At 70.4% G+C, this 15145-nt stretch carries 13 protein-coding genes; 6 read left to right on the top strand and 7 right to left on the bottom strand.

The window, feature by feature from the left end; genetic code table 11:
• Positions 1 to 563: 563 nt before the first annotated feature.
• From ACZ4EG_RS12950 to ACZ4EG_RS12940, 3 genes are all read left to right on the top strand, one after another.
• Positions 564 to 791 carry a hypothetical protein gene (locus tag ACZ4EG_RS12950; protein WP_467790815.1) on the top strand — a complete coding sequence of 76 codons (228 nt, stop codon included), beginning with the start codon at positions 564 to 566 and terminating at the stop codon, positions 789 to 791.
• Between the two features lie 1085 nt (positions 792 to 1876).
• Positions 1877 to 2074, top strand: a complete 198-nt coding sequence (locus ACZ4EG_RS12945) for a helix-turn-helix transcriptional regulator (protein ID WP_467790811.1) — start codon at positions 1877 to 1879, stop codon at positions 2072 to 2074.
• On the top strand, positions 2071 to 3561 hold the full coding sequence (locus ACZ4EG_RS12940) for a site-specific integrase (protein ID WP_467790676.1): 1491 nt from the start codon (positions 2071 to 2073) through the stop codon (positions 3559 to 3561). Before ACZ4EG_RS12945 ends, ACZ4EG_RS12940 begins: the two co-directional genes overlap by 4 nt.
• 61 nt (positions 3562 to 3622) lie before the next feature.
• Here ACZ4EG_RS12940 and adh read toward each other — a convergent pair whose 3' ends face one another.
• From adh to ACZ4EG_RS12920, 4 genes are all read right to left on the bottom strand, one after another.
• Positions 3623 to 5146: an aldehyde dehydrogenase gene (gene adh / locus ACZ4EG_RS12935; protein ID WP_453558385.1), complete on the bottom strand. Its 1524-nt coding sequence runs from the start codon at positions 5144 to 5146 to the stop codon at positions 3623 to 3625.
• A gap of 94 nt (positions 5147 to 5240) precedes the next feature.
• Positions 5241 to 6542: a GAF domain-containing protein gene (locus ACZ4EG_RS12930; RefSeq protein WP_467790675.1), complete on the bottom strand. Its 1302-nt coding sequence runs from the start codon at positions 6540 to 6542 to the stop codon at positions 5241 to 5243.
• A 64-nt stretch (positions 6543 to 6606) separates the two neighbouring features.
• Entirely contained in the window at positions 6607 to 7206 is a 600-nt protein-coding gene (locus ACZ4EG_RS12925) for an N-acetylmuramoyl-L-alanine amidase (RefSeq protein ID WP_467790674.1), read from the bottom strand.
• A gap of 50 nt (positions 7207 to 7256) precedes the next feature.
• Positions 7257 to 8270 carry an acetamidase/formamidase family protein gene (locus tag ACZ4EG_RS12920; protein ID WP_453558389.1) on the bottom strand — a complete coding sequence of 338 codons (1014 nt, stop codon included), beginning with the start codon at positions 8268 to 8270 and terminating at the stop codon, positions 7257 to 7259.
• Positions 8271 to 8666: 396 nt separating this feature from the next.
• Between ACZ4EG_RS12920 and ACZ4EG_RS12915 the strand changes: the two genes are divergently transcribed.
• Positions 8667 to 9548 carry a DUF4232 domain-containing protein gene (locus ACZ4EG_RS12915; protein WP_467790673.1) on the top strand — a complete coding sequence of 294 codons (882 nt, stop codon included), beginning with the start codon at positions 8667 to 8669 and terminating at the stop codon, positions 9546 to 9548.
• Positions 9549 to 9555: 7 nt separating this feature from the next.
• Here the strand turns inward: ACZ4EG_RS12915 and ACZ4EG_RS12910 are convergent, their stop codons facing one another.
• On the bottom strand, positions 9556 to 10047 hold the full coding sequence (locus ACZ4EG_RS12910; protein ID WP_467790672.1) for an NUDIX hydrolase: 492 nt from the start codon (positions 10045 to 10047) through the stop codon (positions 9556 to 9558).
• 95 nt (positions 10048 to 10142) lie between these two features.
• Here ACZ4EG_RS12910 and ACZ4EG_RS12905 point away from each other — a divergent pair, with 95 nt between their 5' ends.
• Positions 10143 to 10982: an alpha/beta fold hydrolase gene (locus ACZ4EG_RS12905; protein ID WP_467790671.1), complete on the top strand. Its 840-nt coding sequence runs from the start codon at positions 10143 to 10145 to the stop codon at positions 10980 to 10982.
• A 43-nt stretch (positions 10983 to 11025) separates the two neighbouring features.
• Here ACZ4EG_RS12905 and ACZ4EG_RS12900 read toward each other — a convergent pair whose 3' ends face one another.
• Both ACZ4EG_RS12900 and xylB read right to left on the bottom strand, forming a co-directional pair.
• On the bottom strand, positions 11026 to 12234 hold the full coding sequence (locus ACZ4EG_RS12900) for an ROK family protein (RefSeq protein ID WP_467790670.1): 1209 nt from the start codon (positions 12232 to 12234) through the stop codon (positions 11026 to 11028).
• 82 nt (positions 12235 to 12316) lie between these two features.
• Positions 12317 to 13762 carry a xylulokinase gene (gene xylB / locus ACZ4EG_RS12895; RefSeq protein ID WP_467790669.1) on the bottom strand — a complete coding sequence of 482 codons (1446 nt, stop codon included), beginning with the start codon at positions 13760 to 13762 and terminating at the stop codon, positions 12317 to 12319.
• A gap of 178 nt (positions 13763 to 13940) precedes the next feature.
• Between xylB and xylA the strand changes: the two genes are divergently transcribed.
• Positions 13941 to 15107 carry a xylose isomerase gene (xylA, locus tag ACZ4EG_RS12890; RefSeq protein ID WP_467790668.1) on the top strand — a complete coding sequence of 389 codons (1167 nt, stop codon included), beginning with the start codon at positions 13941 to 13943 and terminating at the stop codon, positions 15105 to 15107.
• The last annotated feature ends 38 nt before the right edge of the window (positions 15108 to 15145 follow it).

The raw sequence follows: 15145 nt of genomic DNA, 5'->3' as shown, positions 1-15145 counted from the left end.
CGCTGCAATGTTTTGAGGCTTGGCTGTGCGCTTGTCGAAAGAAACGTTTTGACTTGTGTCTTGGCAGATGCCTGCCGCTCCTCTCGGATGCGCCTGACGACGGCCACGGGCGGCGGCGCCGGGCGCACTCTTCGCTCCTGGACGTGCGCCGTTTCCCGCCTCTCCACCTCCGAACCGCCCCGGACATCTCACCGGCCGCCGAGCGCAGGCGGAATCGGCGGCGCCGTGCCGGGACGCAGGCAACCGGCTCAAACGCCTCCCGTACCGGCCGAGGTCCTCGACGGCTTCATCGCCGGAACCGGCCTGGCCCTCGACGACTCGACGTCACCCTGACGAGCCAAAGCCAGGTAAACGGGGACCTCACCAACAAAGCAGCGACTGCCCAGGCGGACCAGTTGGAATGGACAGGACCCGAGCACCCGGGGCCAACTGGGAGAAGAGGTCCGCTGGGGTCGTTTCCTGCGGCTGTCTGGATGCGCCGTCCGACACCATGGAGCGCACCGGAGGCTCGGGCTCCACCTCTATTCGGGACAGCGCACCCGAACGCAAGGAGTGGTCTCCCGATGACCGAGCACATCGCATCTCCGGCGGAGGCAGCCGCCGTTCCAATTGAACCGCACTTCACCGTCCTGCTCTTGAGGGACGGGATCGTGCACGTCGAGGGCCTGCTGCGCCAAGTCGCCGACGCCCAACACTTGCTGGTCCTGGCGATCGCCAAGCGCAGCGATGCATGCGCCGCTGCGTGGTGCTGCCCAAGCGGTGGATCGTCGAGCGCCTCTTCGGCCACCTGATGCGCACCCGCCGCCTGGCGCGCGACTCCGAACGCCGCACCCTGGTCGATGACCGTGCTCATGACGCGCCGCCCGGCCCTGCACCCCGCGGGCAGGCATGAACCGGGCCCGGCGTTGGCGCGGCCAGCCAGCCGCGCGCGACCTCGCTGGCGCCGTGCGTGCCGGCGTCACGGTGCGACCGAGCCAGGCGAACGCGGAGCATGCCCGGCTGCTCCTCTCCCAAGGAAGCACCGCCTGACGTTCCCGTTGGCCTTCCCTCGGCTTGGCATTCGCCCACGGCAGATGAGAAAGAGCCTGGAAAGACTGGAACCTGCTCCGAGAGCATGTCAACGTACAACGTCCCGGAAAAAAACCAGGTCAGTGAGGGTATCCAGGCTTGCGAGTCGGCCTATGGACAGGTCGGCTGTGACGGCGGACGGCACCTCATGCTGCCCGATCTCATCGCAAAGACCCCGACCCTCTAATCCGCCCGATTCATCGCCCCCATCCGCTTGGCACTTGGAGCTCCGAACGTATGGACCACATCGGAGCGAGAGAACTACGGCGCTCCTCCGCGGCGCTGTGCTTCTGTGTCTGTGCGGCCGTGTTGGTCGGCGAGGACTTGCTGCAACATAGCTACCGCCGGGACCGAGCGGTCCTCGCGCACATCGCGACACACCTGCGGCCCCCACCCAGACATGTAGCCCGAGTCGTCGCTGCTCCCGAGCACGTTGTTGCACGCGATCTTGACCGGCTCATTGACGACGGGCTGGGGGTGCTCGTGACGGACGGCGCGACCCCGTCCTCCGATCGTACCGGCGGGCCCCCTGAGTTTTGCCCGCCAGTAATCGTCCGTGAATTTCCCTGCGGGGACGCACAACATAGACCACGATCGCCGGTTGGCCAAACCGGCGATCGTGACGACCATTGAGGGTGTTCGCAGCGGCTGTGCTTGGCGGTGGAGCCCTTCGGACACTACAGCCCTTCATGTCGGTGCCCCGCACCCGCAATTGACAGCGCCTGCACATCAGCCGTGACGGAGTGGGTGCAAGTTGCGCGCTGCCGCTTGGGCGGCCGACAAATCCGGAATCCCCGAGGAAACATCAATGGCTCGTCCACCTGCGCTCAAGCTCGCCGAGGTTCTAGCGGAAATCCGGATGAGTCAATCGGCCTTCTACCGCCTACGCGCTCGCGGCCAGGCACCCCGAATGATCAAGCTACCCAATGGTGAACTGCGCTGTCGCCGCGCTGACTTGGATGCGTGGTGGGAGGTGTGCGAAAGGGATACGCCTGAATGGCGATGAGTTACAAGGTCCGATTCTGGGACATTCGCGAGCGGCCCGACGGCCGCAAGGGATTTGAGGTCCGTTGGACGGTCAACGGGCGTGAAAAGTCCGAGTCCTTCTTCACCAAGGGGCTGGCGGAGAGCCGTCGCGCCAAGCTCATGACCGCCGCTCGCGACGGCGAACCCTTCGATGCCCGGACGGGTCTTCCGGCCTCCGAACTTCGGGCACTGAAGCAGCGGATCACTTGGTACGTCCTGGCCCGGGAGTACATCGAGCAACGGCGGGACCGAACACCAGGGAACACGCGACGCACGCTGGTAGATGCCTTGGCGACCATCACGCCAGCCTTCGTTGAACCAGGAGCCAGCTACCAGGCGCCCCGCGTGCTGCGGCGAGCGCTCTACTCCTGGGCCTTCAACAAGAACGCCTGGAAGGTCGATGCGTCAGAAGAGTGCCAGGCGGCATTGGACTGGCTGCAGCGCCACTCGCTGCCTGTAGGTGAGTTGGATGATCCCGATGTGCTGCGGCGTGGCCTCGACGCGCTCTGTCGGAAGGTCGATGGAACGGCCGCTGCCGCGAAGACCGTGAAGCGAAAGAAGGCTGCGGTCAACGAGGTGTTTGGTGTAGCCGTTGAACGCGGATACTTCGCGCAGAACCCGCTGATCGGTCTTCGCTGGACGGCGCCGGAAGTCGCCGATGAAGTCGATCCCGACTGCGTGCCGAACCCTGCTCAGGTTGCCAGACTCCTAGCCGCAGTCAGAGCCCTACCCGGCCGTGGCCCTCATCTGTACGCCTTCTTCCGCTGCATGTACTACGCCGCCATGCGCCCAGCCGAGGTGATCCATCTACGGAAATCCCAGTGCCGTCTACCAGCGAGCGGCTGGGGCCTTCTGAACCTGAAGGGCGGCGTCGTGACTGTCGGTAAGGAATGGACGGATGACGGCGCCGTCCACGAGATCCACTCCCTGAAGCGGCGGGCAGTCAAGGCGACACGCCCGGTGCCGATTCCTCCAGTGCTCGTCCGCATGTTGCGCGAACACATAGGAAGCTTCGGTGTTGCACCCGACGGACGCCTGTTCCACAACGCAGAGGGGAACTACATCGACGCCTCGGCGTACGGCATCACCTGGGGGCGAGCGCGTGAGGCTGTTCTTACGCTTGACGAGCACACCCTTGACCTGGCGAAGCGTCCCTACGACCTGCGCCACGCCGGCATCTCGTTCTGGTTGGCCTCCGGCGTCGACCCCGCAGAGTGTGCGCGCCGGGCTGGACAGAGCATCCAGGTTCTCTTCCGCTACTACGCCAAGTTCCTGGCTGATGCGCGGAACCACGCCAACACCCTGATCGAAGACTCCATGCGGCGATGGGAGGAGGCGACGGACGATGACGATGCGGAGAGCGCCTTAGCGGGACCTTGGCCCGGAAATGCCCCGGAACTGCTGGTCAGAGCTGGGATACGGTTGGGAGATATCGGGAGTAAGGGCGTGTTTCGACTCGCCGCTTAGATGTGCGCCGAGAAGGGCGCCTGCCGGGCATCTGCTCTGGTCAGGCGCCCTTTTTCTGCGTCTAGAAGAAGCCCAGCTTCTTCGGCGAGTACGACACGAGCAGGTTCTTCGTCTGCTGGTAGTGCTCCAGCATCATCTTGTGCGTCTCACGGCCGATCCCGGACTGCTTGTAGCCGCCGAACGCCGCGTGGGCGGGGTACGCGTGGTAGCAGTTCGTCCAGACGCGGCCCGCCTGGATCGCGCGGCCCGCGCGGTACGCGGTGTTGACGTCGCGCGTCCACACACCGGCGCCGAGACCGTACAGCGTGTCGTTGGCGATCTTGATGGCGTCGTCGAAGTCGTCGAAGGACGCCACCGACACCACCGGGCCGAAGATCTCCTCCTGGAAGATCCGCATCCGGTTGTCGCCCTGGAAGATGGTCGGCTGGACGTAGTAGCCGCCCTTCAACTCGCCGTCGTACTCGATGCGTTCGCCGCCCGTCAGGATCTTCGCGCCCTCCTGGCGGCCGATGTCCAGGTAGGAGAGGATTTTCTCCAGTTGGTCGTTGGAGGCCTGGGCGCCGATCATGGTGTCCGTGTCCAGGGGGTGTCCCGGCTTGATCAGCCGGGTGCGGGCCACCGCCGCTTCGAGGAACTCGGCGTAGTGGCCGCTCTGGACCAGAGCCCGGGACGGGCAGGTGCAGACCTCGCCCTGGTTGAGCGCGAACATCGTGAAGCCCTCGAGGGCCTTGTCCCGGAAGTCGTCGTCACGCGCCCAGACGTCGTCGAAGAAGATGTTCGGGGACTTGCCGCCCAGTTCCAGCGTGACCGGCTTGATGTTCTCCGAGGCGTACTGCATGATCAGCCGCCCCGTCGTCGTCTCGCCGGTGAACGCGACCTTGGCCACCCGCGGGCTGGACGCGAGCGGCTTGCCCGCCTCCACGCCGAAGCCGTTGACGATGTTCACCACGCCCGGCGGCAACAGGTCCGCGATCAGGCTCATCCAGTAGTGGATGGAGGCCGGGGTCTGCTCGGCCGGTTTGATGACGACCGCGTTGCCCGCGGCGAGGGCCGGCGCCAGCTTCCAGGTCGCCATGAGGATCGGGAAGTTCCACGGGATGATCTGTGCCACCACACCGAGCGGCTCGTGGAAGTGGTACGCCACCGTGTCGTCGTCGACCTGGCTCAGCGAGCCCTCCTGCGCCCGGATCACGCCCGCGAAGTACCGGAAGTGGTCGATGGCGAGCGGGATGTCGGCCGCCAGCGTCTCGCGCACCGGCTTGCCGTTCTCCCAGCTCTCGGCCACCGCCAGCGGTTCGAGGTAGGCCTCCATACGGTCGGCGATCTTGAGGAGGATGTCGGAGCGTTCCGTCACCGACGTACGGCCCCAGGCCGGAGCCGCCGCGTGCGCCGCGTCCAGTGCCCGCTCCACGTCCTCCGCGGTGCCGCGCGCGATCTCGGTGAACGGCTGCCCGTTCACCGGGGACGGGTTCTCGAAGTACTGCCCGCGAGCCGGCGGCACGTACTCGCCCCCGATGAAGTGGTCATAGCGCGCCTGGTAGGAGACGATCGCGCCCTCGGTACCGGGCGCCGCGTAACGGGTCATGCTGGTCTGCCTCCTTCAGAAGCGCTGCCCGCCGTTGGGCAGCTCTCGCGGGGAGGGTAGGAACCCGGACGTTGCAACCACGTTGCGCGCCGGGTCAGCGCGGTGTCCGACGGGCCGGCAGCGCCAGCTCCGACTCCAGCGCCGCCAGATGCGCCCGTACCGTCGCCGTCGGCCGCACCGCCGCGAGCGCCCACCACACCTCGAGGTCGTCCTCGCCCCAGGGTGCGTGCGCCCAGTCCGCCAGCAGGTCCGGATCGCGCCGCGCGATCAGCGCCGTGCGCAGCCCGTCGGCGAGGCGCCGCCTGAGCCGCACCACCGCCGGTGCCTGCGAGCCGGGCAGCAGCGGACCGGAGTACGCCGCCACGGCAGCGGTGACCGCCCCTGCCTCCAGACGCCGCTCCACCACGGCGACGTCCGACTCGACCGGAGCCGTCAGCCGGTACGGCCTCGACGCGAGCATGCCCGGGCCGAGCAGCCTGCGCAGCCGGGCCAGTTCGGCGCGCAGCGTCACCGGCGTCACCGACTCGTCCTCGTACAGCGCGCACAGCAACTCGTCCCCGGTCAGCCCCTCCGGATGCCGGGCCAGCAGCACCATCAGCTCGCTGTGCCGGCGGCTGAGCCTGATCCGGCGGCCGTCCAGCACAAGCTCGGCCTCGTCCCGGCCCAGCGCCGTCAGCCCGGACGTCCGGTCCGTGGGCCGCGGCGGGTCGAGCAGCGCGAGCTGCGATTCGGCGGCGCGCGCCACGGCCTGGACGAACCCCAGGCTGTGCGGATGGGCCAGGTCGTCGCCGCCCGTGAGGTCCACGGCGCCGAGCACCCGCCCGGTGCGCGGATCGTGCACCGGTGCGGCCGCACAGGTCCACGGCTGCACCCGGCGGATGAAGTGCTCCGCCGCGAAGACCTGCACCGGCCGGCCGACGGCGACCGCCGTGCCCGGTGCGTTCGTCCCGACCGCGGTCTCCGCCCAGCGCGCACCCGGGACGAAGTTCATCCGGTCGGCCCGACGCCGGGTGCTCGGATGGCCCTCGACCCACAACAGCCTGCCGTGCGCGTCGCACACGGCGAGCAGATGCTCGCCGTCGGACGCGAACGTGCCCATCAACTCGCGGAACAGCGGCATCACCCGGGCCAGCGGATGCTCCGCCCGATAGGTTCCGAGTTCCCCGTCCATGAGTTCCACGCTCGCGCTGCCGTCCGGCCCCACACCCGCCCGTGCGGAACGCCGCCACGAGTCCGCCACCACCGCCCGCACCGGTAGCGGCACGGTGCCGGCCGTGGTGAACGTCTCGTGCGCCCGGCGCAGCGCCCGTACGCGCTCGGCAGGGTCGGCCCCCGGCTCCAGGGCCACCCACGGATCGGACAACTCGGCCTCCCCGAACTGCGATGCTGGGGACATCGTCACTCGGGGTGTTCACGCGGGCAACAGGTTCGACTCCGGCCTGCGTGAATTCGACTCCGGCCTACGTGAAATTGACCAGTGCGATGTACCGGTCCCAGTCCCAGTCCGGCCCCGGATCTGTGTGGTCGGAGCCCGGCACCTGGTAGTGCCCGATGATGTGGTCCCGGTCCTTGGGGATGTCGTACGTGGCGCAGATCGCCGCGGTCAGCTTCGCCGACTCCGCGTACAGGGCGTCGGTGAAGTAGGCGGGCCGATCCACCCAGCCCTCGTGCTCGATGCCGACGCTGCGGGTGTTGTAGTCCCAGTTCCCCGCGTGCCAGGCGACATCGGCCTCGCGCACGCACTGCGCGACGTGCCCGTCGACCGACCGCACCACATAGTGCGCGGACACCTCCTTCTTCGGGTTCTGGAAGATCGACAGTGTGTCGGTGTACGACTCCTGTGTGACGTGGATGACCACGCGGTCGACGTGATAGCTGCCGGGCCGGTCGGACGCCGTGTAGTTGGAGGCGCTGGCCGCCCGCCACTCGGCGAGCGGGTAGTCGACGGTGCGGGACTGCGCACCGGCCCGCGCGTCGGGGAGCAGCGCGTACGGCACGGCGGCGAGAGCAGCGCCCTTGAGGAACCGTCGCCTGCTGGGGATCGGTCTTGCCCGGTCCATGGTCGGTTGCCTTTCCATCGTGGGGGGGGTCGGGGGCATGCGGCACGCAGTCACCGGCGGAGACCTCCCGCGGTCTCGCACAGCCGGGCGTGCAGCCCGCGGTAAGTCTCGCGCTTCGGCAGCCAGTCCTTGCGGAGCTTGGCCACGCACGTGTAATTGGTGTCGCACACGTTCGCCAACGGTGATTCCACCGCCTGGGTTGCGAATTGATACGCGTCCAGTTGTCCGAACCCGTAGTCGCGCACCAGCCACTGCACCAGGTCCAGCTGGGATATCCGGAAGGCGTCCTCCAACGGACGCGCCGAGCCGGTCGAGATGATGTGCGTGTCCGACTCCAGGCGCGGCCACGGGGTGGCGACCCCCTTGAGGAGCTCGACGATCACCACCGTGTTCATCGCGCACTCGACCGCCACCCCACAGGTCTCGCCCTCACCCTGCCGGGCATGCCCGTCACCGAGGCTGAGCAACGCACCCTCGACGTTCACCCCGAGATAGCAGGTGACGCCGGCTCGCATCTCGGGCGTGTCCATGTTCCCGCCGTGTGCGTCGGGCACCAGGGCCGAGCGCACCTCCAGATTGGCGGGGGCCACGCCCACCGTGCCGTGCATCGGGTCCAGGGGCAGCTCGGTCTCGATGTCGCCTTCGTGCGCCCGGAACAGCGTCGTACGCCGGGTCCGGTCCAGTGGCCAGATCCACACCGTCTCCGGCAGCGGCGGCTGCAGCGTGGCCGTGGTGTGCGTCGAGGTAAGCGCCCCGAACAGGGGGACGGTGGTCGACGCGGCCCAGTCCCGGGCCGGTTCGATCGACACGAAGTGCACGGCGACCGTGTCGCCCGGCTCCGCGCCCTCGATGTGGAAGGGGCCCGTCTGCGGATTCAGGAACGGGAACTCGCAGACCTCGGAGACCAGATCCTTCTCGGACCGCACCCGGCCCGCGAAGCAGTCCTCCGTGTACAGGTCCAGGACGGTGCCGGGCGCGATCCGCGCCACGGGCGGTGCCCCGCCGAACGTCCAGGCGTACTCGCCGGGTTCGGGGCGCACCGTCAGGATGCGGGGGTCGGTCATCGCTGCACAGCTCCGTTCTGCCGTTGGCGGGTTGGGCGCGGGCGAGGTGGGTGAGGCGGGTGAGACGGGTTCGACGAGGTGGGCGCGGGCGGTCGCCGGTGGTCGTGGCCGGTCCGGCCCGGATGACGCCGTATCAGCACGACCTGCGCCGCGTCCGGATCGGACACCCCGTCCATCAGGCAATGCCGACCGCCGTGATGCACGTTGCGGCGGCGCCTCGCGTGAATCACGGTACGGGGATCGCGGGTTGGGCAGAAGGCCGTCACGTGGTTCGGTGGACGACGCCGGGACTGTGGACAACTCGGCCACTCGATCGGTGGCCCTGTGACGGTTCTGTGACCGGAGGAGTGGCCTCCGCCACAGCCTGCCGTGATCGCGTTCTGATCGACTCGGCGGATGCGTGCCATCTCCCGCGGCCTGTCCGCCGCCTTCGCCGGACTCCTGCTCCTGACGGCGTGCGGCCAGGAGACCGGCGCGGCCCACCGGTCCGGCCGCTCCGCGTGCGGCACCGGGTTCTCCTCGAAGCCCGCCGCGTCCCGCGAGCCCTCCGCCGAGGAAACGGACGGTGTCGTCGTCACCGGCGTCGGTGGCGGACCCCACCAGTGCGCCACCTACCAGGTGACCAACCGCGGGACGGAACCCTTCACCTACGCCGTCACCTTCAAGCTCGTCTCCGATTCCGGAGCGGCGCCGGAGTCCAGGTTCGCGACCGTGCCGTCCGTCGGCCCCGGCCGGACCGTGACGGGCAGCGTCTCACTGATCACGGACGTGCCGGACGCGCCGGAGTGGTCGCGCGTCGAGGTCATGAAGGTCAGGAGCGTCCCCGTCGACGAGGCACCTGTCGAAGGCGGGCGCTGCCCGTCGTCCGGGGTGCGTCTGTACGCCGACGACGGTGATGCCGCGATGGGCCTTCGCGTGGTGACGCTCCATCTGGAGAACTGCGGGACCGGCACGTTCCGCGTCGACGGTTACCCCCGGGTGAGTCCCCTGGGCGAGGATCACCGGCCGGTGAACGGGGTGCGCGTGCTGCACGACGGCTCGTCCATCGCCGGGAGCACCGGAGCCGACGGCCCGCCCCGGCCGCTGGCGCTGAAGCCGGGGGAGCGGGCGTATGCGGGTCTGGTGTGGCGCAACACGGTCCTCTCCGGCACGCCCGTGAACGCCCCCTACGTCAGGGTGTGGGCCGAGCAGGGTGCCGCGCCGGTGACGGTGACACCGGAACTGGACCTGGGCACGACAGGAAAGATCGCCGTCGGCCCGTGGAAGAAGGGAGAGTAGGCCGCGGTCACAGGGGCAACCCCTCCCGCAGACAGGCGACCGTTCCGGACAGAGCGGCGGTGTGCAGTGCGGTGAGCGTGGGCAGCCGTGCGGTGAGCGGGATGCCGGCCAACTCGTCGGGAGCGAACAGCGCGTGACGGTCGTGCTCGGCGCTGAGCCGGACGCGCGTGTCGTCGGCGAGGGTGCCGCCGTGGAAGAAGCAGTCGAGGACCGGCCCGGTGCCGAGGACGTCCTTCCGGTGGTCGATGCCGATCAGGTGGGGAGCGGGCCCGAGTTCGACACCGGTCTCCTCGCGCATCTCCCGACGTGCGGCCGTCCACGGGTCCTCCCCGTGGTCGAGCATTCCACCCGGCAGCCACCAGGTCCCGGCGACCGGCGCCTTGGGCCCGTAGCGCAGGAGCAGGATGCGGTCACGTGCGTCCAGCATCAGCACGCACGAGGCGAGCAGGGCCTGGGGCTGGGTCTTGATCCAGATCTCACGGGGTATCCACTCCGCCACGCCTGCCTCCCCAGTCGGATGACGGATCCCTGCCCGGATCCCGGCGGCCCGGAACCCGGTTGCCCCGCGCGGACGCCGCTGCCAGGGTCGTCCCCATGTCCCACTTCACCGCGTACGACGGAACCGAGCTGGTCTACCACGCCTGCGGCGACGGCCCACCCCTGATCTGCCTGCCCGGTGGGCCGATGCAGGCCTCCGCCTACCTCGGCGACCTCGGGGGTCTTTCCGGACACCGTCGGTTGATCATGCTCGATCTCCGGGGAACGGGGGAGTCGGGCGTGCCCGAGGACCGGGCGTCGTACCGCTGTGACCGGCTCGTCGCGGACGTGGAGGCGCTGCGCGAGCATCTGGGACTGGACCGGGTGGATCTGCTCGGGCATTCGGGCGGCGCGAATCTGGCCGTCCGATACGTGGAGCACCATCCGGACCGCGTCGGCAAGCTGGTGCTGATCACACCCGGCCCGATGGCCGTCGGTCTCACGATCAGCGGGGATCTGCGGCGCGAGACGGCCATGCTCCGAAGGGACGAGCCCTGGTTCCCGGAGGCTTTCGCGGCGCTGGAAACGATCGTCGCGGGCCGGGCCACCCCCGACTCCTGGCAGGCCATCGCGCCCTTCTACTACGGCCGTTGGGACGCGGCGGCACGCGCTCACCGCGCCGCGGAGGACGCACAGCGGAACCAGGAGGCCGCGGCCGTCTACGGAGCAGAGGGCGCCTACGCCCCCGACGCCACTCGCACCGCACTCGCGGCCTTCGGGCAGCCGGTACTGCTGCTCGCCGGCGAGTTCGACCTGAACTCGCCGCCACCCGCGATGGCCGAGTTCGCCGGGCTGTTTCCCGACGCCCGGTTCGTCGTCCAGCCCGGCGCCGGCCACTTCCCGTGGCTGGACGACCCCGAGTGTTTCCGCACCACGAGCGCGGCGTTCCTGGGCTGAGGTGCCGTCAGGCTCCGAAAAACCCTCACGCCCTGAGGGGCTGTCAGACGTGCTCCGCGACCATCGTCGGGTCGTCGAGGACGGCCCGCACCACAAAGTGCGCGGCGCCCAGCAGCGGCCCCTCGGACCCCAGCCGTGACACCGACACCGGACACGCGGGCCCCGCCGTGCGGTCTGCCAACTCGCGCTCCAGCGACGGCAGCAGCCAGGGTGAGAGCCCGGCCAGCGCGCCGCCCAGGACGACGGATTCCGGGTCGAGCAGGTTGACCGCCCCGGTCAGGGCGATGCCGAGTGCCGTCCCGGCGTCCCGCAGGGCCCGTCGTACGTCCTCGTCGCCCCCCTCGGCGCGGTGGGCCAGGAGCCCGACGAGATCCTCGCCGGGCTCCAGGCCGGCCGCGCGCAGGACCGCCTCCTCGCCGGCGTACTGCTCCAGGCATCCGCGCCCGCCGCACGGGCACGGCGGCCCGTCCGGCCGCACGGGCACATGGCCCAGCTCGCCGGCGAAGCCCCGGGTGCCGCGCAGCAGTTGCCCGTCCACGACGACCGCGGCACCGATGCCGATCTCGGCCGACACGTGCAGGAAGTCGCTGGGCGTGCGCTCGCCGAGCCAGAGTTCGGCGAGCGCGCCGAAGTTGGCCTCGTTGTCCACGGTCAGCGGGATGCCGGTGGACAGCAGGGCGCCGAGGTCCAGGTCGTTCCAGTCGAGGTTCGGGGCGCGTACGACCGTCCGCGCGTCGCGCGCCACCAGGCCGGGTACGGCGACCGCCAGCCCGGCCGGCCACAGCCCCTCCCGTTCCGCCTCGGCGACGACCCGGCGGACCAGGGCGGTGAGTTCCCGGATCACCGGTCCGGGAGCGCGGCCGCGGTTCGCGCCGTGCCGCACGGCCCGCGCGCGGACCGCGCCGCGCAGATCCACCGCGCACACCGCGAGATGGTCGACGCCGACCTCCGCCCCGATGCCTGCCGGACCGTGCCCGCTGACGGCGAGCGCCGATCCCGGCCGGCCCACCCTGCCGGGCCGTTCGGGGCCCAGTTCCTCCAGCAGCCCGGTGCGGATCAGCTCGTCCACGAGGGTCGACACCGCCGCACGCGTCAGACCGATGCGCGAGGCGACTGCGGCACGCGAGAGCGACCCCTCGGCGCTGACCGCGTGCATCACGCGGGCGAGATTGCGGCGGCGGATGCCCTGCTGGGTGTCGGGCAGAGCGCGGCCGGGACCGGCCGGCCGGGCCTCGTGCAGCGGTGCGGTCATGCCTCCGTCAGTCCTCGGTCCGTGTCCCCGGCAGACGTCCTCTGCCGGGCTCCGTCGATGGGCGTCGGTCAGTGGGCGTCGGTCAGGGGGCGTCCGTCCCCCGCTCCAGCAGCGGGGCCGCGTCGGAGAGTACCCCGGAGATCCGGGCCAGTGTCTCCTCGTCCCGCTCCACGGCGTCCAGCACCGGTCCGGCGGCGGTGTTCCAGCGGCGGGCGACGGAGGCCGGGTCCTCGCCGGTCAGCAGTCCGGCCGCCTGTGCCGCGGCACCGAGCGCGACCAACTCCTTGGCCTCGGGCACCTGTACCGGCCGGCCCGACAGCCGCCGTACGGTCTGCTGCCAGGCCGTGCCGCGGGCTCCGCCGCCGATCAGCAGCAGCGGTGCGCTGCGGTCCGCGTCCTCGTCGAGCACCAGGTCGAGCGCACCGAGCAGCGAGTGGACGGCGCCGTCGTACGCCGCCTGCAGGAGCTGCCCGCCCGTCGTGTCGTGGCGCAGCCCGTGCAGCAGACCGGCGGCGTTCGGCAGGTTCGGGGTGCGCTCGCCGTCCAGGTACGGCAGGAGGGTGACCGAGCCGCCGGCCTCCACGGACTCGCGGTCCAGGCCCAGCAGCGCCGCGATGCGATCGACGGCGAGGGCGCAGTTCAGGGTGCAGGCCAGCGGCAGCCAGTCGCCGTGCGCGTCGGCGAAGCCCGCGACGGTGCCGGTCGGGTCGATGGGGCGGTGCTTCGACACGGCGTACACGGTGCCCGACGTGCCAAGGCTCAGTACCGGGGTGCCGGGGCGCAGCCCGAGGCCCAGCGCGGCCGCCGCGTTGTCGCCGGTGCCCGGCGCGACCAGGGTGCCCTTGGAGAACGGCAGGTCGTGGCTGTCGCGCACCGTTCCTGCCACCTCGCCAGGCCTTACGACCCGGGGCAGCAGTGCCGGGTCGAGTCCCACGTGCCGCAGGGTCTCCTCGTCGTACGACTCGGTCCCGGACGCCCACCAGCCGGTGCCGGAGGCATCGCCCCGGTCCGTCGTGCCCTGGCCGGTGAGGCGCTCGGTGAGGTAGTCGTGCGGCAGGCGCACGGCCTTGACGGCGCGGACGGCGTCCGGCTCGTTCTCGGCGAGCCAGGCCCACTTCGTGACCGTGAAGGAGGCGCCGGGCACGCTCCCGGTGCGCTCCGCCCAGCCCTTGGGGCCGCCGAGCTCCTCGACCAGACGGCGGGCCTGGGGCGCCGAGCGGACGTCGTTCCAGAGCAGGGCGGGCCGCACCGGCTCACCCCGGGCGTCCAGGGTGACCAGGCCGTGCTGCTGACCGCCGATCGACACCGCGGCCGCCTCGTGGGCCGCGTCACCGCACTGGCGCAACGCCTCGCACAGCGCGTCCCACCACTGGCGCGGGTCGCTCTCCCGGCCGGCGCCGGAGGAGACGGTGTGGGGAGCCTGGCCGCTCGCCACGACCTCCCCGGTGGACGCGTCGACGACCAGCGCCTTGGTGGACTGGGTGGACGTGTCCACGCCGACGACGAGCGGACCCTCGGCTGCTGACATCGGGCTCTCCCTTTTCCCCGGCTCGCGGGATCTGGCCTGGTGTTTTCCGATGTGTCCAGGGAGTGGCGACCGGTACGTCACCCCTTCGAGGACATCTTGTCCCTTCCCAGAGACGCGAGCGCATACTAATTTGTAAACCGCCATGACGAAATAGTCGGAGCAAGCAAGGAGTCGCGGCATGAGCTACCAGCCCACCCCCGAGGACAGGTTCACCTTCGGCCTGTGGACCGTCGGCTGGCAGGGACGGGACCCGTTCGGCGACGCCACCCGCCGTGCCCTCGACCCGGTCGAGACGGTGCAGCGCCTGGCCGAGCTGGGCGCCTACGGTGTGACCTTCCACGACGACGACCTGATCCCCTTCGGGTCCTCGGACGCCGAGCGCGAGTCGCACATCAAGCGCTTCCGCCAGGCCCTGGACGCGACCGGCCTGACCGTGCCGATGGCCACGACCAACCTCTTCACCCACCCGGTCTTCAAGGACGGCGCGTTCACCGCCAACGACCGCGACGTGCGCCGCTACGCGCTGCGCAAGACCGTCCGCAACATCGACCTCGCGGTCGAGCTGGGCGCGAAGACGTACGTCGCCTGGGGCGGCCGGGAGGGCGCCGAGTCCGGCGCCGCCAAGGACGTGCGCGTCGCCCTCGACCGCATGAAGGAGGCCTTCGACCTCCTGGGCGAGTACGTCACCTCCCAGGGCTACGACCTGCGCTTCGCCATCGAGCCCAAGCCGAACGAGCCGCGCGGCGACATCCTGCTGCCCACCGTCGGCCACGCGCTCGCGTTCATCGAGCGCCTGGAGCGCCCGGAGCTCTACGGCGTCAACCCCGAGGTCGGCCACGAGCAGATGGCCGGACTGAACTTCCCGCACGGCATCGCGCAGGCCCTGTGGGCGGGCAAGCTCTTCCACATCGACCTCAACGGCCAGTCCGGCATCAAGTACGACCAGGACCTGCGCTTCGGCGCCGGTGACCTGCGGTCCGCCTTCTGGCTGGTCGACCTCCTGGAGACCGCCGGCTACGACGGTCCCCGGCACTTCGACTTCAAGCCGCCGCGGACGGAGGACTTCGACGGCGTGTGGGCGTCGGCGGCCGGCTGCATGCGCAACTACCTCATCCTCAAGGAGCGCTCGGCGGCCTTCCGCGCCGACCCGGAGGTCCAGGAGGCCCTGCGTGCCTCGCGGCTCGACCAGCTGGCGCAGCCCACCGCGGCTGACGGTCTGCAGGCGCTGCTCGCCGACCGCACGGCGTTCGAGGACTTCGACGCGGAGGCGGCCGCCGCGCGCGGGATGGGCTTCGAGCAGCTCGACCAGCTGGCCATGGACCACCTGCTGGGCGCACGGGGCTGAGCCGCACGCGCGTGGGGCGGCCGTTTCATGGCTGCCCC

It is taken from the genome of Streptomyces sp. NPDC025638 (assembly GCF_055558775.1).
This window is presented reverse-complemented; position numbering and strand designations above follow the sequence as displayed.

Coding starts and splice junctions, on each gene's coding strand:
- ACZ4EG_RS12950 (WP_467790815.1), top strand. CDS start 564: ATGACCGAGCACATCGCATCTCCGGCGGAGGCAGCCGCCGTTCCAATT.
- ACZ4EG_RS12945 (WP_467790811.1), top strand. CDS start 1,877: ATGGCTCGTCCACCTGCGCTCAAGCTCGCCGAGGTTCTAGCGGAAATC.
- ACZ4EG_RS12940 (WP_467790676.1), top strand. CDS start 2,071: ATGAGTTACAAGGTCCGATTCTGGGACATTCGCGAGCGGCCCGACGGC.
- adh (WP_453558385.1), bottom strand. CDS start 5,146: ATGACCCGTTACGCGGCGCCCGGTACCGAGGGCGCGATCGTCTCCTAC.
- ACZ4EG_RS12930 (WP_467790675.1), bottom strand. CDS start 6,542: ATGTCCCCAGCATCGCAGTTCGGGGAGGCCGAGTTGTCCGATCCGTGG.
- ACZ4EG_RS12925 (WP_467790674.1), bottom strand. CDS start 7,206: ATGGACCGGGCAAGACCGATCCCCAGCAGGCGACGGTTCCTCAAGGGC.
- ACZ4EG_RS12920 (WP_453558389.1), bottom strand. CDS start 8,270: ATGACCGACCCCCGCATCCTGACGGTGCGCCCCGAACCCGGCGAGTAC.
- ACZ4EG_RS12915 (WP_467790673.1), top strand. CDS start 8,667: ATGCGTGCCATCTCCCGCGGCCTGTCCGCCGCCTTCGCCGGACTCCTG.
- ACZ4EG_RS12905 (WP_467790671.1), top strand. CDS start 10,143: ATGTCCCACTTCACCGCGTACGACGGAACCGAGCTGGTCTACCACGCC.
- ACZ4EG_RS12900 (WP_467790670.1), bottom strand. CDS start 12,234: ATGACCGCACCGCTGCACGAGGCCCGGCCGGCCGGTCCCGGCCGCGCT.
- xylB (WP_467790669.1), bottom strand. CDS start 13,762: ATGTCAGCAGCCGAGGGTCCGCTCGTCGTCGGCGTGGACACGTCCACC.
- xylA (WP_467790668.1), top strand. CDS start 13,941: ATGAGCTACCAGCCCACCCCCGAGGACAGGTTCACCTTCGGCCTGTGG.